Raw genomic sequence first — 26061 nt, forward strand, 5'->3', positions numbered from 1 at the left:
CAGTATGTACTCTCTTAATGTATCGTCTGAGTCTATTGAACTTGATTTTGATAGATTTGATGTTATTTATAAGAGACAACTTGGGACTACTCGTGGCTGTCAAACACCTGAAAGAAACGTCTTCAGGGTCTGTTCTACACGCTTAAAAAATGATGGTAATGCGCCTTATATTTTGCATCATGATAAGGTCACTAAAAAAGTAGTGGTGCTGTTCCATGGACTCAGTGATTCGCCCTTTTTTCTTCGTTCTATTGCGCAATCCATATACCAGCAAGGTAATAATGTGATTGTTGCACTCATGCCTGGTCATGGTAAAAAACAAGCTGATAAAGATATGCAAGACACAGAACTGGCGGATCGCTGGCGAGCGCATGTATCAGAAGTCATTGAGTATTCATCTAGTTTAGGTGCTCAGCGTTATGTAGGAGGTTTTTCAACAGGTGGCGTACTAGCTACCGAGTATATTCTACAAAACCCAAAAACGGTTAGCGGGTTGATGTTATTTTCTGGGGCGCTGGCGTTAGACTCAAATGTAGAGGCTATGGCTAATATTTGGGGGATCCAGTGGTTAGCTAAAATGTTAGATGGTGAATATGAAACGCAAGGACGTAATCCTTACAAATATCCACGTGTTGCGCGTTTTTCAGCATTTGAATTAACCGAAGTTATCTTTTCAGTTCGATATTTAATTCAACAGGGCGCACTACTTAATCTACCCATTTTTGTGGCTCACTCATTGGCCGATACAACAATACCTGTAATAGGGGTTAAAAATTTAATGGCGGCGAATAGAGGACCAAATACTTTTTTTGAAATGTCCTTAGATGCTGACGTCTGTCATGCTGATGTAGTAATAAACGAAAAGCAATTATCTGATATGCATTATGATGTTTCAATGTTGGATGAAATAATGCCTTGTGATGTGCCCAAAGCCAATCCTAAACATGCAGAAATGATAGATTCTTTGAGCCAGTTTTTGGTGGCTTATTAGGGCTAGCTATCATGAATATTCTGATGGTTTTACTCAGCAGCATCGATGCCGGACCACGAAAGCATTGCACCTACAAAAACGAGAATATATAAAGGTAGGGTGAGATTGCTAGGTTGTTCAAACCATATCAATTTGGAAGTACTCACATATTGAATTTAAGGCAAGCCTTAAAAAATAGTGCATCTTTTTACTAATTGACAAGGTGTTTTATTTTATTGCCACTGATGGCATTGGTTTTTTAAATTAGCTCATTAAGTCGAAAAATATCTGAGCATGGTAATCACTGTCAGAAACTGTAACACTGTCAATAAACTACTCAAGCTAAGGCGACTAAATTATGCCAAATGAATATACGCTCTATGGTGCTCCTATGTCGTTGTATACAGGTAAGGCTAGAGCCTATTTAATATTTAAAAAATTGCCGTATAACGAGGTGTTTTCTTCGCTTAAGGTTTACAAAAGTATTATTGTACCTAACACAGGCGTCCGTTTTGTGCCTGTGCTTAAAACACCTAAAGATGAGTATTTGCAAGACACTGCAATGATTATTGATACGCTTGAGCAACGCCATCCAGAACGTTCGATCACGCCTGAATCTGCTAAGCAGAAGCTAGTTTCTTACTTATTTGAAACATGGGCAGATGAGTGGCTGGTTATACCGGCTATGCATTACCGTTGGAATAAAGCCAATTTCCCTTTCATTTATGAAGAGTTTGGAAAAGTTATTGTGCCGAATATGCCAAGGTTTATCCGTGCCTTTCTCGGTAAGAAAATTGGCGCTAAATTTAAGGGTTTTGTGCCCCTGTTAGGTATTACCGACAAGAGTATCCCTGCAATAGAAAGTTGGTACGAAAATCATGTGTTGCCATTATTAGATAAACATTTCTCTAAAAATGATTATCTACTAGGTAGCAAACCATGTTTAGGCGATTTTGGTTTGATGGGGCCTTTGTATGCTCATCTATACCGTGATCCTGCACCAGGTGCATTGATGAAAGAAGTTGCGCCTAATGTGGCTAGATGGGTCGAAAGAATGAATCAGCCTCAAGATGCTGAGGGCATGTTCTTGGCTGATGATGTTATACCAGATACGTTGCTAATTTTGCTGACACGTATATTTAAAGAACAATGGCCAGTGTTGATCAACACGGTGGAAAGTATAGATACGTGGATTGTTCAAAATCCACAAGTCAAAGCAGTTCCCAGAACCATAGGTGAACACACGTTTACTATTGGTGATATAACTGAGAAACGTGCCATTGGCACTTTTCATCAGTGGAAAGTACAGCGAATAGTAGATTGCTACCACCAATTCGACAGTAAAGAAAAGTTATCAGTGGATGCCTTTCTACAGTCGGTTGGTGGACTACATTGCATGCAGTTAGATATTAAAAAGAGATTAAGTAGAATTAAGAATAAATTGGTATTGAGTGATTGAAATTAGTATTCAATTAAATTGAATTGGGCACCTTATAGGAAGATAAATGCACATAGTTTGTTCCCAATGTTTTGCAATAAACCGTATACCAGAAGATAAAAGTCACACACAGGCCAAATGTGGTAAATGTCAGCAAGCCGCTTACTGTTTGAGCCCTATAGAATTATCTGACTCTTCTTTTTATCGTTTTATTGAAAAAAATGACTTACCCGTTGTAGTCGATTTTTGGGCCAGTTGGTGTGGACCCTGTAAAGCTATGGCACCAGTATTTAAAGCAGTTGCTGGACAGTCCGACAGTCTGCTGTTTGCTAAAGTGAACACTGAAGAGGCACAAAAAGTATCGACCGATGCTCAAATTCGTAGTATTCCAACTATTATCTTTTTTCATAAGGGGAAAGAAATAGATAGAATGTCAGGAGGTCTAAGTCAAGCACAGCTAAAAACTTGGTTATTGCAGTGTGTACAAAAACTAAGCTGATATAATTTTGACACCTTGATTACTCTTTTCGAATTATGTTTCTTTTTTGCATTTGTTACGTAAACACATCCATTACTCACTTCGTTCGCCTTTATGAAAAGCGGTTCAAAGAATAACGGTTCAAAGAATAACTAAGGAATGCCATGAGTAAATCTTCTCGTGATTTAACTGTAGGGTCTTTATGGACCGCCATTGCTGTACTAACTTTGCCCATGATAATTGGCATTATGGCAACCATGTCTGTGTCCATTGTTGACACCTACTTTGTTGGTAAGCTGGGTACTAACGAACTAGCGGCATTGTCATTTACCTTTCCAATAACGATCACTATCGCAAGTTTAGCCATAGGCTTAGGCGCAGGTGCGGCGGCAGTCGTTTCACAGGCAATTGGTGCCAAAAATGAAAAAGAAGCTAAACGTTTGTCGACTGATAGTTTAATTATTGCGACTTTAATTGTGGTGATCATTTCGATAATTGGTCTGCTCACTATTAAACCTTTATTTATGTTGTTAGGAGCACAAGGTGATGTGCTTTCGATGATTGAACGTTATATGTGGATTTGGTACATTTCTATGCCATTTTTGGTTGTTCCTATGGTTGCTAATGCGATCCTTAGAGCGGTAGGTGATGCGGTGTGGCCGAGCATTATTATGATTGGTGCGGCTATTATCAACATTATTACAACCCCTATTTTAGTCTTCGGTTGGGGTCCCATTCCTGCTTTTAATATTGAAGGTGCGGCATATGGCACTCTCATCGCAAGAGTATTCAGCTTGTTATTAGCCTTATACGTTGCTTATTATCGCGAAAAGATGATTGTTTTGTTTGTGCCCGCTTTATCAGAGATTGTTCATTCCTGTAAAAAAGTACTAAAAGTGGGAATACCAGCGGGCGTAGGTAGTGCCGTTAACCCCTTTGGCGTGACGATTGTGACCAGTGTTATTGCCACTTTTGGAGCTGAAACTGTTGCTGCTTTTGGTGTGGCCACGCGAATTGAAACCTTCGCGTGTATCCCAATGTTTGCTTTGTCTGCTTCTATCGCTCCCATAGTAGGGCAAAACTGGGGCGCAAATAAGAAAAGCAGAGTACTGAAAGCCGTAAAATATTGTTACGTTATGTGCTGTGTGTGGTCAGCCTTTATATTAACGTTATTATATTTTTTGGCTGAGCCCATCAGCCAAGCGTTATCCTCTGATGCCGCAATTGCAAAAGAGTCTTCTAGTTATCTGGGTATTGCTACGATTGGACTTTGGGGGTATGGCATTGTGATTGTCTCGGCTGCGGCTTTTAACGCTTTGGGTCGTCCGATGAGTTCTTTGGGCTACTACTTATTGCGAACAGCACTCTTGTATGTGCCATTAAGTGTTTTAGCCGGAATTTATTTCGATATAAAAATGGTCTATTACGCCATTGCCGCCGCCAATGTTCTGTCAGGTTTAACGGTCGGTTGGTATACATTATGGTGGCTAAAAAAATCTAATACCTATGAGCGCCAATCAAACTTGTCGGATACACGAACTATTTAGTGAGTGGTTTGTGCTTTTTTAGCTGGTTGATAACCCCCCAAGCAATGCCAGTAAGTAGACAACAGACAACTAATTAGAGCAATGAGGACTGCATATAGCGTTTTCTTAAAAATGATGACCCTACTCAAATAATGCTCTGAAGGGGATGAAATAAAAATATTGTGGAAGTAAATAGAGTGACATCGAAATCTACTTTTGTGCGGCGACCACCGATATTTCAACCAACAATTCAGGTCTGGCCATAGATGCCTGAACACAGGCTCTAGCAGGAGCATAACCCTCTGGCACCCAGTTATCCCAAACCGTATTCATGGTTGTAAAATCCTGCATATCTTTGATATAAATAGTGGCTGATAGCATATGCTGTCTATCGCTGCCCGCATCTAATAACAATTGGTCCACTTTATCGAGCATAGTTTGGGTCTGATGTTCAATACTTTGGGTAGCATCAGCACACACTTGTCCGCAAAGGTAGATGATCCCTTGGTGGATCACAATTCGGCTCATGCGTTGTTTGGTTTCTTTGCGCTGTATCATTGTCATTTTTCACTTAGTTCATTGTATTATTTTGTATTTTTCGGCGTCGGATTATAACAAGATTAAGATTAATGATGCATTTTAAATAATAACGCTGTCATAAGAATCAGATATGACACATATCATTACTAAAAAAAACGCCATTGCTTGTATCAAGAAATGGCGCTGAAAATATGTACTTAGTCAAAAATGTAATTATATTAAAGCTTTGACAGCCTTAGGTGTGATGGGTAAGTCACGCACTCTTGCGCCAACTGCATTAAATATTGCATTACCAATAGCAGGGGCAACCGCAATTAAACCAGGTTCACCTAATCCAGTTGGAAACTCGGTATTTTGTATAAAACTGATATCCAATTCTGGGACATCAGCCATGCGTAATGGCGTATAGCTATTTAAATTTGTATCAGCAACTTGACCATCTTTAATGGTTGTTCCTTCATGCAATGCAAGGCTCAGTCCCCAAAGCATTGCGCCTTCCGTTTGAGCTAGGGCGCCATCAGGATGTATTACAGTGCCACAGTCCATTACATTGGTAAGCTTTAACACTTTAACCGAGCCAGTGGCAGGATCAACTCTAACATGTGCGACACAAGCACTCCATGTAGGCATCGCGCGCTCTTGTCCTGCGGCAATTGCCACACCCAAGCCTTCATTTTTAGGTAAGGTCTTACCCCAACCAGATTTTATTTTTGTTTCATTTAACACATGAGCAAGACGTTTTGCTCCGCCTACGGCCTCGGGTGCTTTACTTGCATTTTTACCTTTAGCGTCGAGTAGTTGCATTCTAAAGTCAATAGGATCTATATTTTGTGCATGAGCGATTTCATCCATAAACGATTCTACCCCCCAACCAATCCAACCTGGTCCAACAGCACGTAAATAACCCGGTACAAAGGTTTTTTGAGCAAGTGGGTTGTTGATTGCTCGCACTCTATGGTTGTTTAGGCTGTACCAATGATCTGAACCACTGATAGAAAAAGCATCGACTTTGCTTTTTTTGTCTACGCTATCTGGCATAAAACCTGGCGCCATAGTCAAGGATGGCCAACCCGCTGCAGCGGCATGATCAATGCCTTGTAACGCATCTTCGCCATCCCAGTAGGCAGCAAAATGTTGTACCGAAGGTGAGCGGATACAGTCGAAGCGTGAGTCGTCTTCGCGAGTAAATACTAGCTTAACCGGTTTACCAATGGCCTTGGCCGTTAGTGCTGCCGGTATCATGTAGTCACCGGCTAAACGCCTACCAAAACCACCACCTAAGTAATATTGATGAATAATAACTTGGTCATCGCTGAGTCCAACAGATTTGGCCACAACGGGTAAAAATAATGATTGCCATTGGTTACCCGTATGTACATGACAAATACCGTCTTTGAATTCGACTGCTGCATTGACTGGCTCTAATGCAAAGTGAAGAGCAGAGGCAGTTCTGTATGTGGAGTCGATAGATTTTTTGGCTTCTGCAGCTGTTTTATCAATATCACCATGGTCGACAAAAAGCCCACCTGTAGATTTGTCAGCAACCAGTTTTTCACCTTCACTAATTAAATCTTGTTCACTGACATTGGCTGTTTCACCGGCCTGATATTCTACTTCTATGACTTGTGCAGCACTAATTGCTCCATAGTAAGTATCTGCTAGAACAGACACCCAACCTTGTAAGAGATTGCTGGGATCTTGCAAAATCTCGAAGCCTAAGTAGCCTTTAACACTATTCGCTTTGCTATCGTTTACCTTTAGCACTTTTGAACCATAACGAGTAGGAGGTATCAACGGTCGGGCATATACCATACCTTCAATTTCTACATCAATGCCATACTCTGCTGTTCCTGTTGATTTTGCCGGTATATCCAATGCTTTACTTGGTTTAGATATAAGCTGCCTATCTTTTGGATCCTTAGGAGTGAACTGAGCTAGCTCTTCAGGACTAAATTTTCTATCTATATGACCTTTATTGATGATGTTGGCGAAGCTAATCGACTGGTCACCACATGTCACCTGGCTATTTTGTGCTTTACAATCACCTGCCTGAACGCCAAGTAATTTTGCTGCTGCTTCAATCAAAACTTTTCGACCCGCGGCTCCTGCTTGAGACATGGGCACGTAAGATTGGAAAACAGACCATGAACCCCCCGTTACCATATAACCCCATCTAGGGTCAGTATCCACATGTTTGATGGTGACTTTATTCCAGTCTGCACCTAATTCATCTGCGACAATTCGTGCCAGTGCAGTACCTACGTGTTGACCCATTTCCGCTCGCGAAACATTAACTAAAATCGAGCCAGCGTGATCGATCTCAAACCAGACTGTTGGATTGAAAAGTTTTTTAACTAGAGAGGAAGAGGCAGATTCTGATGAACATGAGGTCAACACCGGAGCAAAGGCCATAACCAAGCCTGTGCCTACTGTGCCTATCAAAAATTGACGACGACTTTGTTCAATTTTTTCCGTTTTATTGAGGCGAGTCATTTTACACTACCTCCTGTTTATTATTTTTTTCTAAAATACTTTCTCTCAGAGGATCATAAATTTCTACTACACCGGCACTAGCTGAAGATACTTGTTTGATAGCTTCTTTAATGCGTGAATAAGACATGCAGCGGCATAAGTTTCCAGTCATATAATTAACAATTTCTGTATCTGAGGGATTTGCGCTAGTAGCCAATAATGCAGAAGCTTGCATGATTTGACCTGATTGGCAGTAACCACATTGAGGAACCTGATTTTCAACCCAGGCATGTTGTAATGGATGTTTATTTTCAAGTCCTTCGATGGTCCTTATCTGAGTTCCATCAAGGGCGCTAATCGGCAAAGAACAGGATCTAATTGGACTACCATTTAAATGAACAGTACAGGCACCACACATGGCGATCCCGCAGCCAAATTTTGTGCCTTTAAGTCCAAATTCATCTCGAATGACCCATAATAATGGTGTGTCTGAGGGTGCATCGGTGCTCATCTCGTTACCGTTAAGTGTAAATGTAATCATAATTCCGCCCATTGAGCGACTTAGCAATGTGCCTCGTCTTGGTACTTTACAGTGTAACAACAAAAAATCAGGTTGATACCCGAACTATGAAAATCTATCTAAAGATATCAGTGTGGGTCCATTATATTTTGATTTAAATAACGAGTAAGTTTGGCTGTTTTTGAGGTAAATAGAATATTATATTGAATAATTACAGTTGCTTGTACGCGGGTGATTGATATTATTCGATTTTTGATTAGGTCGTGTTTTGTTTATTGCCTATGTGTCGAAAATAATGTCAAAAATAATGTCAAAAATAATGTCAAAAATAATGTCAAAAATAGTGTCAAAAATAGTGTCAAAAATTACTAATAAGGCCAAATATGTCAGCCATTAAACAGATTGTGAATCTACCCCTTTTTTTACTCGTGTTGAGTAGTTGCACGGGCGGGTCTTTAACACGACACACCGATGGTGAGAATTTACCCGTAGCTTATGTTGGTTTTACAGGCCAATACAATGGATTTAGTCTAGTACTGGACGAACGTTTTGACTTTTTAAATCAAGATATTTGGGAAATAGGTGACGGTGCAGTAGGTGGTGAAGCAGCCTGCCGTTTTCAACCTCAAGGAGTACAAGTAAATAATGGGCTACTGAATTTAATCATTCGTGAGGAACCCATCGCGGCGGGGTGGTCTGATGACCATAACATGGACAAGTCGACTTACGAGTTTTCCTGTGGCGAGCTTAGAAGTGTTGACAACAAAAGGATCAAGTATGGCCGTTTTGAAACCCGCATGAAAGCCCCTAATAGAGAAACCGCATCGGGCTATATTTCTTCACTTTTTACCTACACCAATGAGGGTACTCCTAGAGAATGGGAAGAAATAGATGTGGAGTTGGAAGGTGGTAGGCCAGATAAATTTCAAGCTAACTTAATTTATGGAAATGATGTATGGGCTTGGTGGGCCACCAGACAATGGGGTGCATGGGAAGACAAAATTGAAATAGCCCCGGCTGATGAATGGAGGGTATATGCCATCGAATGGTTGCCGACAGTTATTAATTGGTACGTTGATGGAGAATTAACTAAATCCTTAAAAGCGACCGATTTAGATTGCAAACCTAGTTGTGTTGGTAATCAGGTCTACGCAACCCCTATCCCAGATAACCTTACTCAATTAATGATGAATTTTTGGATCCCTAAAGATCATATACAAAATAATTTTGGTGGCAATAAAGAGCGCAATCGTTATCCCATGTATGCGCAATATGATTGGATCCGTTTTTATGAATTAGACTCAGAGCCTTTTACACAGTGGTGATTTTGTCACGAGATTAAATCAGAAAGTATCTCCAGGCTTTCTAGTGACCCTACTCAGTTAATCTTTAAAATATTCAGTATATTGATACAACAACATCTTGAAAGACTATTGTCGGTTTTTATCTGCGGCTGATAATCTGACAAATATTAATAATTGAGAGTGTATTACATGGATATTCAAGGACAATTCAATGACAAAGTAGTGTTAGTGACTGGTGCTGCTAATGGAATCGGTGAAAATGCCGCTCAGGCATTTGCTATTCAAGGTGCCGAGGTGGTGTTGGCGGATATAGACACAACTGGTCAACAAGTTGCAGAACGTCTGTGTGCCCAAGGTCATAAGGCTGTTTTCCATGTCTGTGATGTGAGTGATCCAGAGTCAGTGGCATCACTTTTTACGTTTATCCAAGATACTTTTGGCCGGTTAGACATTGCTTTTAACAACGCAGGTATAGATATTGAGTCGAGTAAATTAGCCGAGGGCAGTGAGCATGTTTTTGATAAAATTATGGATGTTAATGTCAAAGGGGTGTGGCTGTGTATGCAACATGAAATCCAGACTATGCTCAAAACTGGTGGTGGAGCAATCGTAAATACTGCGTCTGTTGCGGGTTTAGGTGCTGCGCCGAAAATGAGTATTTATGCTGCGAGTAAACATGCAGTAGTGGGACTGACTAAGTCAGCTGCGGTTGAATATGCTAAAAAAGGCATCAGAGTCAATGCTATTTGTCCTGCTGTAATTGATACGAAGATGTATCGTCGAGCTATAGCGGGTGATGAAAAAAAGGCCCATGCTATTGGCTCTATGCACCCCGTTGGCAGAATAGGAAAAGTGGAAGAAGTTGTTGGTGCTGTTTTGTATTTGAGCTCCGATGCAGCAGGCTTCACCACAGGAGCAACCCTACCCGTTGATGGCGGCTCAACTGCTATTTAGTCGTTGAGCAAACTAATAAGGCCGAATATATCATCGCCCTTATTAGTCCTAACACTAAAACTTAACAAGTTCGTAAATAGGGAAGAAATGCTAAGATGTTATAACTTTTGCGTGAACCAAACGTTGTTAGGATTCATTATCTGCTAAAAAAATTTCATGCTTTAGTTTGGAAAATTGACTGAAATCTAGAGTCGATTTACCTAAACCTGTTGTATTGAGTAAAGATTTAATCAAATATTTATTAAACTTACTATTGTTGTCATCGGCTAAGAAATGTTCAGGTAATGTCCATTTTGCGTCGTCAATTTCGTGGGTATCTTGAATATCGATTTGCGTTGATAACGGGGCTAGCTTACACACTATGTATATGTTAGATTTTCCAAATCGGTAAGGGTGAGTACTGGCCATGCCTAAAACAGAATTAAATGTGGTTTGGATACCTGTTTCTTCCAGTACTTCTCGGATCACCGCATCCTCAATTTTTTCACCTAACTCAATGTGGCCACCGGGCAGTTTATAAGTAGTGGCTTCGCGCTCACGTATCACCAATATTTCTCCCTGTGGGTTTTGCACTAGACCGCCTGCGCCAAGCGAGTGTGTGGGCACAAAAGGAACAAAGTCCTGTGGTTGAGATTTAAAAATTAAGGTGACTTCGGTGGATAAACAATTATGAAAAGTGAAACCTTGTGTGGTGGCTGCAGCTATCAAATGCGCTAAACTAATAGATAATGTTAACCAGATAACTGATTTTTCCTGAAGTTTGGCATGGCTCAATAAAGCGTTTAATTGTGGTGAAAATACATCTATGTCTTCAGGTATTTGATTGCTGTTGATAATGATGCCGTTGAATTTGTTGTACTCAAATGCTAACAAAACTTCTCACTTATAAATAAATATGTTTCATTTTAAAGGACATTATAGAACATATAAGTAATGACTACAGTGTTAAGGTGTTGATTCACATAAAATATGAGGCAGTCAATTGAACTTTTTATCTCTGTCATCTAGCAACAGCCATAACGGAATTACAATTACCCAAATTTGTTATAAATATTATGTGTATGTGATCAATTTATGTGGAGTTATACGCATGATGTAAACAAAGGTTAGAAGAGAATAGAGAATAGAGAATAGAGAATAGAAATTAGAAATAGGGAATGATTACCTAGATAGCAGCAAACCTATCAATCGCAAGACAAGGCTTTGGACTCAATACTGACTATTAAGGAGAATGACTCTAGCTTATCTAATATGACAGAGTAATAAAAATAGGTTAAAAGCTTAAGAACTCTCTATTCGAATTTAAATGATAATGTTGGGCAAAATTACGTAGCTTAAAACAATGTCACGCAAAAATACGGCTTTGGTATTTGCTTGAATAATTATTTATTCACTCAACTTATTCACTCAATATATCCACCAGTTCTTTTAATTCTACTAATTGGTTAGTTAATTCAGCTACTTGTTGTTCCAATAGTGTAATACGTTCACAGGCCTGAAGGCTGTTCTGTGCTGTCTTGTGATACACGTTGGAAGAATTTTCTGTTGCTTTTGAAACCACTTGCAACCCATCTTCACCACTAAATAAATGTGCATAACGAGAGTCACGTTTACCGGGTTCACGGTCTAGCTTAACGACTAATTGTTCATCGTTTAAATCGTATAACTTATTTAATGTAGCTTCTACTTCTTCAACATTATTAAATTCAGCTAAGCGATTAGTGCGTGTCTTGAGTTCACCGGGTGTTTGTGGTCCGCGCAATAACATGGCACAGATAATTGCTAATTGTTGGCGACTAAATTTTAAGTCACTAAATTCAGTATTGCAGAAGCGGTGTTTGTATTTTACAACTCGACTTCCAACACCAGTTTGTTCAAAAATTAGTTTCTTATCTTTTAGCTCATCTAAACCAATTATCACATCAGATTCACTTAGGAGCATAACAGGGTCACGGTTACTTTTCTGATTGCAACCTAACGTTAAACCATTGAGAGACAAAGGATATTGGTCAGGCGTAGTGACTTCTTTTTCAAGTAATACACCGATAAGTCGTGCTTGGATTAGGGTGAGTTGAATGAGCATTTAAGCGTCCTTGATGTTGCTAATTAAGCTTTATTATACGGCGCAAATAGGCTTTGCATATCCACTTTGGCTTTCAATTTTATCGCTAACAAAAATAGCCCACCTAGTTTACGATGTAAAAATATCGCATTAGCTGAAGGAGTGTGAGCGTATTGCTTTTCTAATCCTAACTGCATCCCTTCTTGTTGTAATCTGGAAGTCAGGTCTGAACCAGCAAAGTCGTAAGGTGATTCACCGTATAATGGCTCACAAGCCACATAAGCCAAATCAGTGATATCTTGCTGAAGCTTTTCAGGTAAATCCTGCCTGATTAAACCTATATCTAAGATTGCTTGTCGTATCTCAGATTTTTTATGATTTCGGGCGCCTTGCATAAGTTGGCGATAACTTTCGGCCATTTTTAACGTGTAAACGCGAGTTGCGCCAAAATCTAAAAGCACAATTTTTTGAGATTCTTCATCGTATTGGTAATTGGCAAAATTAGGGTCTGTTTGTACCAGTTGAAAGTCGAATAGTTCTTTAAAAAATAAGCGCATCAGTTGGCTCATAACATGGTCGCGTGTTTCTTGCGGTGCATTTACTAACTGCTCTATTGGTATGCCATCAACAAAACTCATTGCAAGGATTGTGTCTGAACTGAATTCTTTATCCAAAACAGGCATTATAAAGGCATCATCATTTTTAATAACAGCGGCATATTGTTCTAGGTAACGACCTTCGAGGGCGTAATCAGCTTCATCGTGAAGCTGTTTCTTGGCTTCGGTTAACAAGGGTTTAAGATCCAGCCCTTTGGGTAATAGTCCGCTCATTTTCACTAGAGTCGAAACATTATCGACGTCACTATCAATACTTTGTTTAATGCCTGGGTATTGGACTTTAATAGCTAAACGTTGTAGATCTCCGGTTATGACTTTATGCACTTGACCTATTGATGCGGCAGCAATGGGTTGGAGTGGAAACTGGATAAACTTTTTTTGCCAACCGTCTCCCCATTGAGCTCCTAATAAACGAATCAGTTCTTTCTCTGGCATGGACTTAGCATCTGATCGCAGTCGGGCAAGTAAATCAGTTAGCTCAGCAGGCAATATATCTCCTGCGTCCATAGATATCATTTGGCCCACTTTCATCGCGGCACCCCGCATTTGAGCAAGTTGATCTGCCACACGTTTAGCATTAGAAGGTGTCAGCAACAAATCTTTAATTTTAGGCCTATTACCTTTAACTAATTCGCTAACCCCTTCGGTAAGTATGTTTCCAGCCACACGACCTGCTAAGGAACCAAGTTTTCCGAAACGACTTAATCTACCTTTAGGTATGGCTGCTGTATCAGCTTTTTTTTGCATAAATATTAACTCTAAATGTCTTAAGTACGTTAGATTCTGAATTCCAGACTACTCTATTGGCGTTATTTCTTGGATTGCACCCACCTCTAGCATGGGCGCTGCATCTAAGTTTTCTGCATCCATCATGTATGCAATACGTTGCATAGTTGAGACTAACTGGGTTTGCTCCCATTCCTGAAGTTTTTCAAAACGGTCAATAAAATGCGCTTGTAGCGGCCTTGGAGCGTCTTTAACTACATCCTTTCCATGGCTAGTAAGGTACAAACCAACTTTTCGTTTATCTGTAACTGAGCGCTCTCGAATGACATAGGCACGTGCCTCAAGTCGGTCTAAGATACTGGTCACTGTGGCCGAACTAAGATTAATGCTTTTAGCTATATCTTTGACCATACAACCGCCATTTTGTTGAATTTCGTTAAGAACAATAAGCTGGGGACTGGTCAACCCACTTTCTTTAGATAACTTTTTCGAATACAGACCAATAGCTCTAGTCACTTTTCTTAAGGAAACCAATAACTCTTCATATTTTTGCATAACTCTTCCGTATATATATTTTAAATTTGGCTGATGCTACTGCTAACAGGGCCCAATAATAGGGGCCAAAAAATTGATGGCTAATGTATGCGTAATTAACGTAGAATTCAATTTTTATATTCGGAAATAACAGCTTAATTATGGGCGTTTAAAAGTTCAATTCTATCTAATAATCCTAAGCGCGGACTATGCTAATCGATTATTAGCTGGATTTTCAATGAAAAATTAGTTAGTATACGAATTATTAGTCCACTACGTTATTTTAGTTCACATATCTAAAGGTTAATATGCAGTCCCTAAATCAATCAGAAACTTTACAGGTCAACAATAGTTCGAGCAACAGCCAAGAAATCTTTTCTGCTGTCGGTCAATCTTTTTGCCTTAAGTTAATGGTAGTTTTGGAGTTGCTAGTAGTGCTAATACAAAAGACCAGAAGCATACTCCTCGAACAACATACCAATATTCAACAGCATAATTGGTACTTAAGCACCAAAGCCACAAGCTTTACCCACCAAGAAAACAAGCCCTGACGAACTAGGCTTTTCAACAAAATAAACTTATAAATTAACGAAATAAATTAGTAAAACAGGCACTCATGCCTAAATTAATATTTAAGCGTTTAATGACGCAAGGTAAATAATTATTCACATGAATAAATTAGAATGGAAACGTATTGTCATAAAAGTTGGAAGTGCTTTGATAGCACCACATGGAAAAGGCTGTAGTAGTCAATATTTGATAGGTATTGCACAATTTATCGTGAGCTGTCGTAATCAAGGTATCGAGGTGGTGTTAGTATCATCAGGCTCTGTTGCTGCAGGTTCACATTTGTTTCCAGATGAATTACAACAGACTATAGCAATCAAAAAGGCCATGGCTGCAGCTGGACAAGCTGAAATGATGGCGACCTGGGATAAGTTATTTTGTTTTCCAACTGCACAAATGTTGTTAACTCGTTGTGATTTGCGTGACAGAGAACGTTATGTAAGTGTCAGAGAGACCATATTTACGTTGTTAGAACATGATGTACTGCCGATTATTAACGAAAATGACACCATTGTAACCGATAAGTTAAAAGTAGGAGACAATGATAATTTATCCGCGATAGTCGCTGCTGCCGCTGACGCCGATGCCTTGATCATTTGTTCTGACATTAACGGCTTGTACAACAAAAATCCCAATAAACACGATGATGCTGTACTAATTCCGAATATCTCTGAAATAAATGCTGATATTTTTGCTATGGCTGATGGTGCAACAAGTGCAGTTGGCACAGGCGGTATGATAACAAAAGTAGAAGCAGCTCAAAAAGCGACGCTTCACGGCATTGATACATTTATAGTTAATGGCTTTACTGACTTATCATTTGATAAATTATTAAAGGGCGAAAATCCAGGGACCCATTTCTCGTCAGACCCTTCTCCTATGAAAGAGCACTTGCACTGGATGACACACACATCTACCGCACAGGGTGAAGTCATCGTTGAAGATGACTTTACCACTAAATTAGATGCACACAGTGAAGAGCTTACCAGTGAAGATTTGGTCGGAGTCAGTGGTGAATTTGCTGTCGGTGATACAATATTAATACGTAAACATGACGGCACTAAGTTGGCAAAAGCTAAATCAAATTACAGCAGTTGTTTGTTGAATTTCATTACGAGTCAAGATGATAAAAACCTTGCTAATGATTATCAAGAGCAAACAGGACCTATTATTTCAGACAAAAATGTTGCCCTTTTGGAGGAGACTTTATGAGCTTAATTAGTACGCTAACATTAGGCGCGGTAAAAGCATCCAAAATATTAGCCACTTTAGAAGAATCGGTTAAAAACCAAGTATTAGCTGCTATGGCAGAGGCTTTACGTGAGAAAAAACAAAGTATTTTTATAGCCAATAAACAGGATCTGGCTCAAGCAAAACAAAATAACCTGAGCCATTCTATGATTGACAGGCTCACTTTAAATGATGAAAGAATTGAAGCAATGGCATCAGGCATCGAAGTTATTGCTGGTTTGGCCGACCCGGTTGGCGCTGAACGAGTTGTTAGTGAACGTCCTAATGGATTACAAATTCGCAAGATGCGAGTACCTCTTGGTGTTGTTTGCATGATTTTTGAAGCAAGACCTAATGTGACAGCAGATGCGGGTGCGTTGTGTTTTAAATCAGGCAATGCCGTTATTTTACGTGGCGGTAAAGAGGCACTAACTTCTAGTTTAGCCATCGCACAAGTTCTACAAGATGTACTAACAAAATTTGATTTACCTGAAGAGCTTATTACAGTTGTACCTGATCCTAGCCGTGACTTAATGTTTGAGTTGATGCAGCAGCGAGGCAGTATTGATGTGATTATCCCAAGAGGTGGTGAAGGCCTGATTAATTATGTAACTGATAATAGTAAAATACCTGTTATTCAGCATTACAAAGGGGTCTGCCATTTGTTTATAGACAAAGATGCTGACCTAAATGTTGCGTTAGACTTGTTAATTAATGGTAAAACTCATCGAACTGGGGTGTGTAATGCGATTGAAGGCTTGCTGGTAGACAAATCAATTGCTGCGGTATTTTTACCTAAAGTTGCAGAAAGACTCATAGAAAAACAGGTGAAAATAAATGCTTGTGTCGATTCTAGCCAATTTTTTAGCGATGCTACTGTTTTAGGGCTAGACGATTTTGGTCAGGAATACCTAGACCTGGAGATTGCTATTCGAATTGTTGATGGTGCTGATGAAGCTATGGTACACATTGATAGATTTGGAAGTCATCATACTGAAGTTATCTGTACTAAAAATGAATTAACAGCTAAGCGTTTTCAACGTTCTGTAGATGCTTCTGTGGTGATGGTAAATGCATCTTCACGCTTCTCTGATGGTAGTGAACTCGGATTAGGTGCAGAAATTGGTATCGCTACAACCAAGTTGCATGCATATGGCCCTATGGGAGTAGAATCCCTGACCACCGAGAAATACTTGGTTATGGGCAACGGCCAAATACGTGCTTAGTTAAAATAACTCATATGCATTAATAAAAACAGAGTGAGTTAAAAGACCACTCTGTTTTGTTTCTAAAGTCTGATTTTCTGATCCTGTTTTATTATTCCCCAAAAGCTCCTGCCGCGCCAGGAAACACAACTGGACTCTCAAAACCTTCTTGATTGACACTGGCAACACCAAAAAAGTAGTTGTCTATCACCACATTTTCTAAAGTATAGTTGGTAACGTCGCCTACAAACTTACTGAACTGCCATTGCGGTGCGTCGGTGTATCGCCAATAAATTTTATATCCAGCTAGTTGTTTATTTTGGTCTTTGTCTAGCGCCTCCCAGCTCAATGTGGTGCTTGGTTGGACTGCACCTTTTATGGTTACCTCTGCCGGTGGAGAGGGAGCCCATGCCATAGATGCTAGCGATACTGCGTTTAAGGACGTAAGTTTTGCTGCATAATCAAAATTTACACCGTCTATGGTGTCGCCATATGTCACACCATCCTCAACTCGTAAATCTTGATGTTGACGTTCGTAATGTTCGTTGGTTTCCATGATCCTCACTCCAGGAAAGCCTAAATCATTGAATGGGCGATGATGACCGCCGCGACCGAATCTGTCCAAACGGTAAACAACCATCGTATCTAAGTTAGGAATGTAGCGATCAGCCATCAAATCGATATAACGTGCCAAATTTCGACTAGGGGAGTCAACTTCGCCACCTGTATACCTGCGGTTACGTGCCTCAGCATCAGTTTCAGTATAGCGAGTACCTTCGGCAAAAATACGGGCCGTAGTGTTATTGATCACGCCATTGATCCCAGAAATATTGCCAATCATGTCATTATTTAAAACTGCTTTTAAGCGCCATCCATCTTTTTTCGCTGTTTCAGCTAGTATTTTTCCACCGAATAAACCTTGTTCTTCACCTGCCAAAGCCGCAAAAACGATACTGCCGTTAAACTTGTATTGACTAAGTATACGCGCTGCCTCTAGTGTGCCGGCAACACCAGAAGCATTGTCATTGGCACCCGGTGAATCATCGGTATAATTCATCACATCTGAGATGCGTGAGTCGATATCACCAGACATCATGACGTAACGGTTAGGATCAGTGGCACCTGTTTGTACAGCAATGACACTAATGACTTCAGTCGCATCAGGAATACGTTTTTCATCTTGAATAGTTTGTGACTGAAAGTACACTTCTAAACAGCCACCACAAGCTTTAGAAATATTATCAAACTCGGACTTGATCCAGCGTCTTGCCGCACCTATACCGCGAGTTTCAGATTGTGTTTCTGACAAAGTATGGCGTGTGCCAAAGCTAACTAACTTACGAATATCTTTCTCAATACGTTCTGCAGACACTTGTCGCTGAATATCATGTAATTGCTGTTGATCCTGATACTTTAATTCTTGTGCTTGCGTTGTTGAGGCAAAAATAAAAAATAAAAATGCATATAAAAAAATATACAAGAAGGGATATATTGTTGGCTGAAGTGTTCTCACAATCTGTTCCTAAATGGTTCGTTTATTAATTTGAAATACTTTAACGTGTTTTGAACTGATATTGTGCATTATTAGTATTCATTATCCTTGCAGTAACAATCGAGTAACATTATGATCCCATTAGTATTTCACCCCATTTATAGTCAACTCGACTTGCCTGCACGACATCGCTTCCCCACTGAAAAGTACCAAGGGATCCGAGATGGTTTGGCAGCTAAGGGTGTTGCAGATAATTGTTTTAATGAACCAGCACCCATTTCGCCAGAACACTTACGGCAAGTATTTAATCCGCAATATATCCAACATCTTGTTAACGGAACTCTAGATGCTAAAGCAATGCGGCGTATCGGTTTCCCTTGGTCGGCACAACTTATTCAGCGTTCATTAACGGCAGTGGGTGGCACGGTGTTAACCGCTAAATTGGCCTTGGAGCATGGTAAAGCGCTAAATCTGACAGGGGGCTATCATCATGCATTTGCAAATTACGGATCAGGTTTTTGTCTATTTAATGATTTATATTTAGCCGCCTTGACCATGCTACAAAATCCTAATATCGATAAAATACTGATTTTCGACTGTGATGTGCATCAAGGTGACGGTACTGCGAAGTTAGCCGAAAATAATCTGCAAATTTATACTGTATCGATCCATGGTGAGAAAAATTTTCCACACCGTAAACAACAATCAGATATGGACTTTAACTTAATGAAAGGAACACAAGACACTGAATATTTAGAAACAGTCGACAGTGCTTTGCATTTGGCTATTAACACTTATCAACCTGACGCAGTGATCTATGATGCTGGGGTAGACATTCACATAGATGATGATTTAGGGCATTTAGACATCAGTACTGAAGGGGTATACCAAAGAGACCGTTTGGTTTTTGATACTTGTAAACAAAAGGGTTTGCCTGTCGCGGCGGTAATAGGCGGTGGATATCAACGAAATATAAATGCGTTAGTAGATGTGCACCTTCAGTTATACAAAGCCGCAGGAGTGATATAACCACAATAATCATATATTTAGACATATTTTGACTCGGTGTCTTCCGGCTAAGCAATGGACTTGGCCAAAATTTTTTAGTCTTAACTGAAACAATGACCAAAAATTATTATCGAAATAGTCAGTTGAAACAATATCAATCTGCTGCATTTTTAAAGACTAAACGTGTTGCAGGATGTTGTCAGTGTGCCAGTGTGCCAGTTTGTCAAAATGAGGTTCTTACCTGTTAAAATTTTTTAGGAGTCAATAAAAACCTTGATGTCCGCAGTGTTTTAAACAAATTACATCGTAATGTGATTAATCACTTATTGAATTTTATCGACTGATTATTTACTAACTAGTGTTATCAACTAGAGTTTGTTGTGCTGTCAGCACCTATCTCAGCGGATACCTAATTTTAGTAAAAGCGTTGATTAATATATTTTTATCGTACTATTATGTTTTAAGATTTTGATTAGGTTAGCCATATTTGTGTTTATTCAAAGATTAGTTTTTTAAATATAGTTAAAAGTTGTCTTAAATACGTGTATTGCATTTTGTTTAACGTGTTTGTCATCGTAAATCATGATTCTGAGCTTTACAGAAGTTAGTATTTACGTTTTAGATAAAATTTGATCCGCACACGTTCTTTATTTCGAACACAGTAACTAATGCCATGATATTTGATTTGAAGGGGAAATTAACCAAAGAAAGGTGTAATCATAATGATTGCATTGCATGTAAAACTCATCTAATCTGCTAGAAACTAGTTATTACGAGTCTATCCTAGTGGAATATCAGAATAATTTAAATGCATTACAAATAGATAAAAAATTAGCAGAATTAACTCATGCTCAAAAAGATCGTTTAGCATTCATTGATTTTAGTTTACAGTTTTTTGGGCATGTTGCTCGTAACGATCTTATCAAGCGTTTTAAAACGGGGCTAGCTGCAAGTACACGTGACTTTAGTACTTATAAGGAGCTTGTCCCATCCAATCTCATTCTGCGACATCAAACAAAAAATTACTACCGCACAGACAACTTTCAGCCAATATTTACACACGATCCTGAGGTTATTTTGACTTCCTTGAGTCGTGGATTTGGTAACGGTATATCCACTGGTGTACAACCTTCTGAGCAATGTTTCGATGCGGTCAGGCTGATACATCCTAATGTCGCTATCATTGCCAGTATTATGCGGGCAATTCACAATAAACAAGCAGTCAGGTGTGGTTATGTATCAGTATCATCAGGTGAAACAAAACGCGCCTTAGTACCACATTCAATTGTCAACAATGGTCATCGTTGGCACGTGCGTGCTTATGATCGCAAAGGCAATCGTTTTCGTGATTTTGTATTTACTCGTTTTACCTTTATTGATTTATTGCAAGGGCCTGTGCATGTGCACGAAGCCAGCCCATATGATCAGCAATGGCAACAAATTGTGAATATTATACTTATTCCTCATCCCAACATTAAGCAGTCAAAGGCGATTGAGATGGATTACAATATGTCGGATGGGATGCTTTCAATACAACTTAGAGCTGCCGTTGCGGCTTATGTGTTGAGGCAATGGCAAGTGGATTGTTCAACTAACCATATTAAAAACGACCAAGGGTTCCAGTTAGCACTTGCTAACCCCGAGGTATTAAATTTGATTGACAATTTTTTATTAGTTTCCTAATCTAATCTGAATTATTCAATGGCATTCGGCATCTGCAAATTGTGATGACGTTATCTAAGACACATTTGATAAGACACATTTGATGATTTATGGGTCGGATTTTTATATCAGTGGGAATATCACAAGGCCATTGTGTTGAGATGAACGTTTGAACATAAAATAATATTCTAGATAAATAGATAAGCATGTATGCCAGATTTAATTTTTACTTGATCGCGATTTGTGACTAATACATCCGTATCGTAAAAAATAATATCAAGTTTTGATTCAGTCTAAAGTATTCATCTTGACAAGTATTTTTCGGTTTCTTGAATATACTAAATAACCAATTATTGACAATCAATAATTAAGCTGTCGGTTTAGTAAAACAAGAAAGGTAATTGAATTGATTGACATTTTGACTGTTGTAAAAAAAACAGCTTAGTGCTGATACATAACTATCATCTTGACGGATTGCTGCATCGCGTTTAGCTGCAAGTGACTAGGATGATATGTGGATAAATGACGCAGAAGTAATGTGATATTGATTAAATAGACTTCTGTGGTCTGTCATTGGTAAAATCATTGTTCTGAGTGAATGGTTTTATAAAACGATTTACAATTAATGCTTTTATCATAATAGAATCCATTGTTTGGCAACGCTTGCTAACTTTTCAAGCCCATATGGCTGGTAGTGAAATAAATGATTAAACATTTTGTATATAAACAATAACTATAAATCCACTTTTTTAATATGGCTTAAGTCACAATTGGCTTTATATGTAAGTCGATTTCTGCTATTTTCTCCATCAAATAGACGTCCAGATGTCTTAAATTAAACTGCCACGTGGGAATATAATGAGCAAAGTATCGTTGCCGAAAGAAAAAATCAAAATATTACTACTTGAAGGTCTTCATCAAAGTACCTTGGATACACTTCATGCCAGTGGTTATGAAAATATTGAGTACCTGAAAACATCATTACCAGAAGATGAACTGATTGCCAAGATTAAAGACGTGCATTTTGTTGGTATCCGTTCCAGAACACAGCTGAATGAGAACGTAATTGCCGCTGCTAGTAAATTAGTGGCGGTAGGTTGTTTTTGTATTGGTACTAACCAGGTTGACTTGGTCGCTACACAAATACGTGGCATACCTGTTTTTAATGCGCCTTTTTCAAATACACGTTCAGTGGCAGAGTTAGCGCTTGCTCAAATTATTTTGCTTTTGCGTGGCGTGCCAGCCAGAAATGCCAAGGCACATAAGGGCATCTGGGATAAAAGTGCAGTGGGCTCTTTTGAAGCGCGTGGCAAAACCTTGGGTATTATTGGTTATGGACACATTGGTACCCAATTAAGTATTTTGGCTGAGCATCTTGGAATGCGAGTGCAGTTTTTTGATGTTGAAAATAAATTAGTCTTAGGTAATTCAACACAAACTAAAACCTTAAAACAATTGTTAAATACTTCAGATGTAGTCACTCTTCACGTGCCTGAGACAGTACAAACACAAAATATGATCAGTGCCAAAGAGTTAAGTATGATGAAAGATGGTGCAATCTTAATAAATGCTGCCAGAGGCACTATCATTGACATTGATGCTTTGGTTGATGCATTAAAAAGTGGAAAGTTAGCTGGTGCAGCGATTGATGTATTCCCAGTGGAACCGAAGTCTAATGACGAACCATTTGAATCACCATTGACTCAGTTTGATAATGTTATTCTGACTCCTCACGTAGGAGGCAGTACTCAAGAAGCCCAGCAAAATATTGGTATCGAAGTTGCCGGTAAGCTTGCCAAGTACAGTGATAACGGTTCGACGTTGTCAGCAGTTAATTTTCCAGAAGTATCTTTGCCTGAACAAACTGAGCGCTCACGTTTATTGCATATTCATAAAAATGCACCGGGTGTACTAACACAAATAAACCAAGCATTTGCTCAAAAAGGGTTAAATATTGCTGCTCAATACCTACAAACTAATGCAAATATTGGTTATGTGGTGATTGATGTTGAAACTGATGATGCAGAAGAAGCATTCGAGCAACTTCAAAAAATTGACGGCACAATCAAAACAAGGATATTGCATTAGTTTATTTACTATTTCCAACACCAAATTATGAAAATGCCTGCCAATTTAGGTGGCATTTTTATTGACGAGTGATGAAATATTAAGCACATAAATAGACGAGTAACAAACAGAATTGGAAACACTGTCTCTGTGATACCCATTTTATCTAACTATACCTAATTGAGATCCAATTTAGACCAACTATTTATAGTTCCTAGAAGTTGCTTCATTATGTTGTTGATACAGATATGCATGCAAAGCAAATAGCTTTTAGTGTTTTTGGCAAGGGGCAAAGATGGTTTATTCACATGCAAAATCATTTTGTATCAATAATGACAATACCAATATTGTCCTTTCAATATGCTGGGGTAGGTTATTGTTTTTTTAATGATGCCTACTCAATATTGGTCATCACATTCATTCAGCACATAAAAGCTGATACGAAAATAAATATTAGCTATGCAGATTAATACTTAAATCAAAATATTTTTATTAATAACAATATACTCAGATGTCTATAGATCTCCGTGTATTGCCTGTAGAGCTGATATGGCTGTGATTGCAGCGGTTTCTGTACGTAGCACTCTTGGTCCTAATTGAATAGTCTGAAACCCATTTTGTTCAGTTTGGTAAATTTCTTTATCTGAGAAACCACCTTCGGGGCCTATTAATAATTTGGCACCCGCTGGAGGCATAGCTACGTGTCTAAACGCTTTTTCAGCTCTTGGGTGAAGTGTGAGGCGGACCTGGTTAGTTGATAAGTTTACCCAGTCACTAAATAAACTGGGCGCATGCAATACTGGTAGTACGTTTCTGCCACACTGTTCGCAAGCTGCAATAGCTAATTTTTGCCATTGTTCGTGTTTTTTTGACCATCTTTCATTGCTCAGCTTAACACCGCACCGTTCAGTGATAAGAGGAGTAATTTCAGTTACGCCTAATTCAACTGACTTCTGGATCACCCATTCCATTCTGTCGCCTCGAGAAATTCCTTGTCCCAAATGAATACTTAATGGTGATTCTATGCTGATAGAAATTTTTGAGTCAACGCGAACAACTACTTTACGTTTAGCGACTTCAAAAAGCTGAGCACTATATTCATTTCCGTCACCATTAAATAGCACTACGGCTTGCCCAGTTTTTGCTCGTAAAACATTGGCTATATGATTAGTCGCGTCATCAGTCAATGTGACATAATTGTCAGTGGATAAGGTAAAAGGATAATAAATTCTGATAAGACGCATTTTCGTTACTTAGACATAATTTTATAAATGGTATCAACACGGTGAAGTTTAAGAAGGTATAAGAAGATAAATAACTAAAATATTAAGTATAGGCGGATGGTTTAATTCCACCTAACTTTGAATTATTGTTCAATTAGTTTCAATTCCTTCCGAGGTGTCAATAGGGTGAGCAGTCTTTTGCTCTTGGGCTATGGCGTAAACGCCTCTTCGAGCGAATTTAGTGTTTTTGCCATTTTCTCCAGACATCGAATAAACTAAAAGAAACACTAAAGACATAACTAATAAACAAACTAATATCATTTTCAATTCCTTTGAAATATCAGACTACCAAATAGCCCTCGAATTATTATAGCATCAATTTTTTTTGAAATTCAAGTCTACCAATTTGACTAAATAAGTGTGTTATAGCTTTAAGGAGTAAATAAATTAGCTGGAGTTATAAAATTGATGTTATTTTTTAAACATTCCGAACTAAGTTAAAAAGTTTATTAAAGCTGGATTTTACCTTATTGATTAACTTATCCTTTTATTCATGGTGATAATGCAGTGAATTCCGGCATGCTGTTAAACATGCTTCTTAATTATTAAAATGTTGGAGTGAAAAATGTTCAGATTTAATACGGAACAAATGTCCCAGGTCATGGATACTTATATTATTCCTTGGGGAATTGATATTGTAATGGCTATTGCTATATACATTATTGGTAAGTTTACTGTGGGTATCTTAGTTAATGTCTTTGGTAAAGTGATGGCTCGTTCAAAGTATGACGAGATGTTGATTGATTTCATCAAAGCTATTGTTAACTCGATTCTTATGTTGTTTGTTATTGTTGCATCGTTAGATAAGCTGGGTGTAAACACAAGCTCAATGGTTGCTATTTTTGGTGCTGCGGGCTTAGCTATTGGCCTCTCTTTACAAGGGTCTCTACAGAACTTTGCAGCAGGTGTGATGTTACTTGTATTTAGACCCTTTAAGTCCGGTGATTTTATTGATGCGGGTGGAGAAATGGGAACTGTTATGAGTATTAGTATTTTTACTACCATCATGACGACACCTGACAATAAGCAAATCATTGTACCAAATGGTAAAGTTTACGGTGGCAACATCACAAATTTTTCAGCTAATGCAACTCGTCGGGTAGATATGGTAGTAGGTATTAGCTACGACAGTGATTTAAAAAAAGCCAAGGAAATTTTAAATGAAATGGTAGCAGCAGATGAGCGCATTCTAAAAGACCCAGCGCCTACAGTTGCTGTTTCTGAGTTGGCCGAAAGCAGTGTTAATTTTGTGGTGAGACCATGGGTGAAATCCGCTGATTTTTGGGCCGTTAAGTTCGACTATACAGAAGCAGTTAAATTACGCTTTGACTCCGAAGGAATTGGCATTCCATTTCCGCAAATGGATGTACATGTCCATAAGAATGATTAGTGTAATTAATTGTAAA

General features: G+C 38.9%; 22 protein-coding genes. 12 read left to right on the forward strand and 10 right to left on the reverse strand.

Features of this window, described 5'->3' with window-relative positions; genetic code table 11:
• The 4 genes from QZ562_RS04085 to QZ562_RS04100 form a co-directional block, all read left to right on the forward strand.
• A partial coding sequence (locus tag QZ562_RS04085) for an alpha/beta fold hydrolase (protein ID WP_293757184.1) occupies positions 1-991 on the forward strand: 991 nt, incomplete at its 5' end.
• A 337-nt stretch (positions 992-1328) separates the two neighbouring features.
• A complete protein-coding gene (locus QZ562_RS04090) occupies positions 1329-2429 on the forward strand; it encodes a glutathione S-transferase family protein (protein ID WP_293757186.1) in 1101 nt (366 codons plus the stop codon).
• Positions 2430-2475: 46 nt separating this feature from the next.
• Complete coding sequence (gene trxC / locus QZ562_RS04095) at positions 2476-2907, forward strand: thioredoxin TrxC (RefSeq protein ID WP_293757188.1); 432 nt, start codon at positions 2476-2478, stop codon at positions 2905-2907.
• Positions 2908-3050: 143 nt separating this feature from the next.
• Entirely contained in the window at positions 3051-4433 is a 1383-nt protein-coding gene (locus tag QZ562_RS04100; RefSeq protein ID WP_293757190.1) for an MATE family efflux transporter, read from the forward strand.
• 189 nt (positions 4434-4622) lie between these two features.
• Here the strand turns inward: QZ562_RS04100 and QZ562_RS04105 are convergent, their stop codons facing one another.
• From QZ562_RS04105 to QZ562_RS04115, 3 genes are all read right to left on the reverse strand, one after another.
• Positions 4623-4976, reverse strand: a complete 354-nt coding sequence (locus QZ562_RS04105) for a RidA family protein (protein WP_293757192.1) — start codon at positions 4974-4976, stop codon at positions 4623-4625.
• Positions 4977-5165: 189 nt separating this feature from the next.
• On the reverse strand, positions 5166-7445 hold the full coding sequence (locus QZ562_RS04110) for a molybdopterin cofactor-binding domain-containing protein (protein WP_293757194.1): 2280 nt from the start codon (positions 7443-7445) through the stop codon (positions 5166-5168).
• 1 nt (position 7446) lies between these two features.
• Positions 7447-7965 carry a (2Fe-2S)-binding protein gene (locus QZ562_RS04115; protein ID WP_293757196.1) on the reverse strand — a complete coding sequence of 173 codons (519 nt, stop codon included), beginning with the start codon at positions 7963-7965 and terminating at the stop codon, positions 7447-7449.
• Positions 7966-8327: 362 nt separating this feature from the next.
• Between QZ562_RS04115 and QZ562_RS04120 the strand changes: the two genes are divergently transcribed.
• Positions 8328-9269, forward strand: coding sequence for a family 16 glycosylhydrolase (locus tag QZ562_RS04120; protein WP_293757198.1), 942 nt, complete (start codon positions 8328-8330; stop codon positions 9267-9269).
• Between the two features lie 168 nt (positions 9270-9437).
• Positions 9438-10202 carry an SDR family oxidoreductase gene (locus QZ562_RS04125; RefSeq protein WP_293757200.1) on the forward strand — a complete coding sequence of 255 codons (765 nt, stop codon included), beginning with the start codon at positions 9438-9440 and terminating at the stop codon, positions 10200-10202.
• A 126-nt stretch (positions 10203-10328) separates the two neighbouring features.
• Here the strand turns inward: QZ562_RS04125 and QZ562_RS04130 are convergent, their stop codons facing one another.
• From QZ562_RS04130 to QZ562_RS04145, 4 genes are all read right to left on the reverse strand, one after another.
• Entirely contained in the window at positions 10329-11075 is a 747-nt protein-coding gene (locus QZ562_RS04130; RefSeq protein ID WP_293757202.1) for an NUDIX domain-containing protein, read from the reverse strand.
• Positions 11076-11601: 526 nt separating this feature from the next.
• A complete protein-coding gene (locus QZ562_RS04135) occupies positions 11602-12285 on the reverse strand; it encodes a DUF480 domain-containing protein (protein WP_293757204.1) in 684 nt (227 codons plus the stop codon).
• A gap of 23 nt (positions 12286-12308) precedes the next feature.
• Positions 12309-13628: an AarF/ABC1/UbiB kinase family protein gene (locus QZ562_RS04140; RefSeq protein WP_293757206.1), complete on the reverse strand. Its 1320-nt coding sequence runs from the start codon at positions 13626-13628 to the stop codon at positions 12309-12311.
• A 48-nt stretch (positions 13629-13676) separates the two neighbouring features.
• Positions 13677-14162, reverse strand: coding sequence for a MarR family transcriptional regulator (locus tag QZ562_RS04145; protein WP_293757208.1), 486 nt, complete (start codon positions 14160-14162; stop codon positions 13677-13679).
• A gap of 648 nt (positions 14163-14810) precedes the next feature.
• Between QZ562_RS04145 and proB the strand changes: the two genes are divergently transcribed.
• Together proB and QZ562_RS04155 are read left to right on the forward strand one after the other, a co-directional pair.
• Positions 14811-15920 carry a glutamate 5-kinase gene (gene proB, locus QZ562_RS04150; RefSeq protein ID WP_293757210.1) on the forward strand — a complete coding sequence of 370 codons (1110 nt, stop codon included), beginning with the start codon at positions 14811-14813 and terminating at the stop codon, positions 15918-15920.
• Positions 15917-17164: a glutamate-5-semialdehyde dehydrogenase gene (locus QZ562_RS04155; RefSeq protein WP_293757212.1), complete on the forward strand. Its 1248-nt coding sequence runs from the start codon at positions 15917-15919 to the stop codon at positions 17162-17164. Before proB ends, QZ562_RS04155 begins: the two co-directional genes overlap by 4 nt.
• 91 nt (positions 17165-17255) lie before the next feature.
• Here the strand turns inward: QZ562_RS04155 and QZ562_RS04160 are convergent, their stop codons facing one another.
• Positions 17256-18590: a M28 family metallopeptidase gene (locus QZ562_RS04160; RefSeq protein ID WP_293757243.1), complete on the reverse strand. Its 1335-nt coding sequence runs from the start codon at positions 18588-18590 to the stop codon at positions 17256-17258.
• Between the two features lie 177 nt (positions 18591-18767).
• Between QZ562_RS04160 and QZ562_RS04165 the strand changes: the two genes are divergently transcribed.
• The 3 genes from QZ562_RS04165 to serA all read left to right on the forward strand — a co-directional run bounded on the left by QZ562_RS04165 (position 18768) and on the right by serA (position 23393).
• Positions 18768-19664 carry a histone deacetylase gene (locus QZ562_RS04165; RefSeq protein ID WP_293757214.1) on the forward strand — a complete coding sequence of 299 codons (897 nt, stop codon included), beginning with the start codon at positions 18768-18770 and terminating at the stop codon, positions 19662-19664.
• A 765-nt stretch (positions 19665-20429) separates the two neighbouring features.
• Complete coding sequence (locus QZ562_RS04170; RefSeq protein WP_293757216.1) at positions 20430-21326, forward strand: WYL domain-containing protein; 897 nt, start codon at positions 20430-20432, stop codon at positions 21324-21326.
• Positions 21327-22163: 837 nt separating this feature from the next.
• Positions 22164-23393 carry a phosphoglycerate dehydrogenase gene (gene serA, locus QZ562_RS04175; protein WP_293757218.1) on the forward strand — a complete coding sequence of 410 codons (1230 nt, stop codon included), beginning with the start codon at positions 22164-22166 and terminating at the stop codon, positions 23391-23393.
• A 494-nt stretch (positions 23394-23887) separates the two neighbouring features.
• On the opposite strand, the gene QZ562_RS04180 is transcribed toward serA, so the two are convergent.
• Positions 23888-24616, reverse strand: coding sequence for a 16S rRNA (uracil(1498)-N(3))-methyltransferase (locus tag QZ562_RS04180; protein ID WP_293757220.1), 729 nt, complete (start codon positions 24614-24616; stop codon positions 23888-23890).
• Between the two features lie 129 nt (positions 24617-24745).
• A complete protein-coding gene (locus QZ562_RS04185) occupies positions 24746-24916 on the reverse strand; it encodes a hypothetical protein (protein ID WP_293757222.1) in 171 nt (56 codons plus the stop codon).
• Positions 24917-25220: 304 nt separating this feature from the next.
• Between QZ562_RS04185 and QZ562_RS04190 the strand changes: the two genes are divergently transcribed.
• Positions 25221-26045 (forward strand): mechanosensitive ion channel domain-containing protein, encoded by an 825-nt coding sequence (locus QZ562_RS04190; protein WP_293757223.1) that lies wholly within the window; start codon positions 25221-25223, stop codon positions 26043-26045.
• The last annotated feature ends 16 nt before the right edge of the window (positions 26046-26061 follow it).

This window comes from uncultured Paraglaciecola sp., from assembly GCF_913058035.1.
In the GTDB taxonomy this organism is placed as follows: domain Bacteria; phylum Pseudomonadota; class Gammaproteobacteria; order Enterobacterales; family Alteromonadaceae; genus Paraglaciecola.

What these genes read in the sequence shown, in the direction of transcription:
- QZ562_RS04090 (WP_293757186.1), top strand. Translation starts at nt 1,329, where the DNA reads ATGCCAAATGAATATACGCTCTATGGTGCTCCTATGTCGTTGTATACA.
- trxC (WP_293757188.1), top strand. Translation starts at nt 2,476, where the DNA reads ATGCACATAGTTTGTTCCCAATGTTTTGCAATAAACCGTATACCAGAA.
- QZ562_RS04100 (WP_293757190.1), top strand. Translation starts at nt 3,051, where the DNA reads ATGAGTAAATCTTCTCGTGATTTAACTGTAGGGTCTTTATGGACCGCC.
- QZ562_RS04105 (WP_293757192.1), bottom strand. Translation starts at nt 4,976, where the DNA reads ATGACAATGATACAGCGCAAAGAAACCAAACAACGCATGAGCCGAATT.
- QZ562_RS04110 (WP_293757194.1), bottom strand. Translation starts at nt 7,445, where the DNA reads ATGACTCGCCTCAATAAAACGGAAAAAATTGAACAAAGTCGTCGTCAA.
- QZ562_RS04115 (WP_293757196.1), bottom strand. Translation starts at nt 7,965, where the DNA reads ATGATTACATTTACACTTAACGGTAACGAGATGAGCACCGATGCACCC.
- QZ562_RS04120 (WP_293757198.1), top strand. Translation starts at nt 8,328, where the DNA reads ATGTCAGCCATTAAACAGATTGTGAATCTACCCCTTTTTTTACTCGTG.
- QZ562_RS04125 (WP_293757200.1), top strand. Translation starts at nt 9,438, where the DNA reads ATGGATATTCAAGGACAATTCAATGACAAAGTAGTGTTAGTGACTGGT.
- QZ562_RS04135 (WP_293757204.1), bottom strand. Translation starts at nt 12,285, where the DNA reads ATGCTCATTCAACTCACCCTAATCCAAGCACGACTTATCGGTGTATTA.
- QZ562_RS04140 (WP_293757206.1), bottom strand. Translation starts at nt 13,628, where the DNA reads ATGCAAAAAAAAGCTGATACAGCAGCCATACCTAAAGGTAGATTAAGT.
- QZ562_RS04145 (WP_293757208.1), bottom strand. Translation starts at nt 14,162, where the DNA reads ATGCAAAAATATGAAGAGTTATTGGTTTCCTTAAGAAAAGTGACTAGA.
- proB (WP_293757210.1), top strand. Translation starts at nt 14,811, where the DNA reads ATGAATAAATTAGAATGGAAACGTATTGTCATAAAAGTTGGAAGTGCT.
- QZ562_RS04155 (WP_293757212.1), top strand. Translation starts at nt 15,917, where the DNA reads ATGAGCTTAATTAGTACGCTAACATTAGGCGCGGTAAAAGCATCCAAA.
- QZ562_RS04165 (WP_293757214.1), top strand. Translation starts at nt 18,768, where the DNA reads ATGATCCCATTAGTATTTCACCCCATTTATAGTCAACTCGACTTGCCT.
- serA (WP_293757218.1), top strand. Translation starts at nt 22,164, where the DNA reads ATGAGCAAAGTATCGTTGCCGAAAGAAAAAATCAAAATATTACTACTT.
- QZ562_RS04180 (WP_293757220.1), bottom strand. Translation starts at nt 24,616, where the DNA reads ATGCGTCTTATCAGAATTTATTATCCTTTTACCTTATCCACTGACAAT.
- QZ562_RS04185 (WP_293757222.1), bottom strand. Translation starts at nt 24,916, where the DNA reads ATGATATTAGTTTGTTTATTAGTTATGTCTTTAGTGTTTCTTTTAGTT.
- QZ562_RS04190 (WP_293757223.1), top strand. Translation starts at nt 25,221, where the DNA reads ATGTTCAGATTTAATACGGAACAAATGTCCCAGGTCATGGATACTTAT.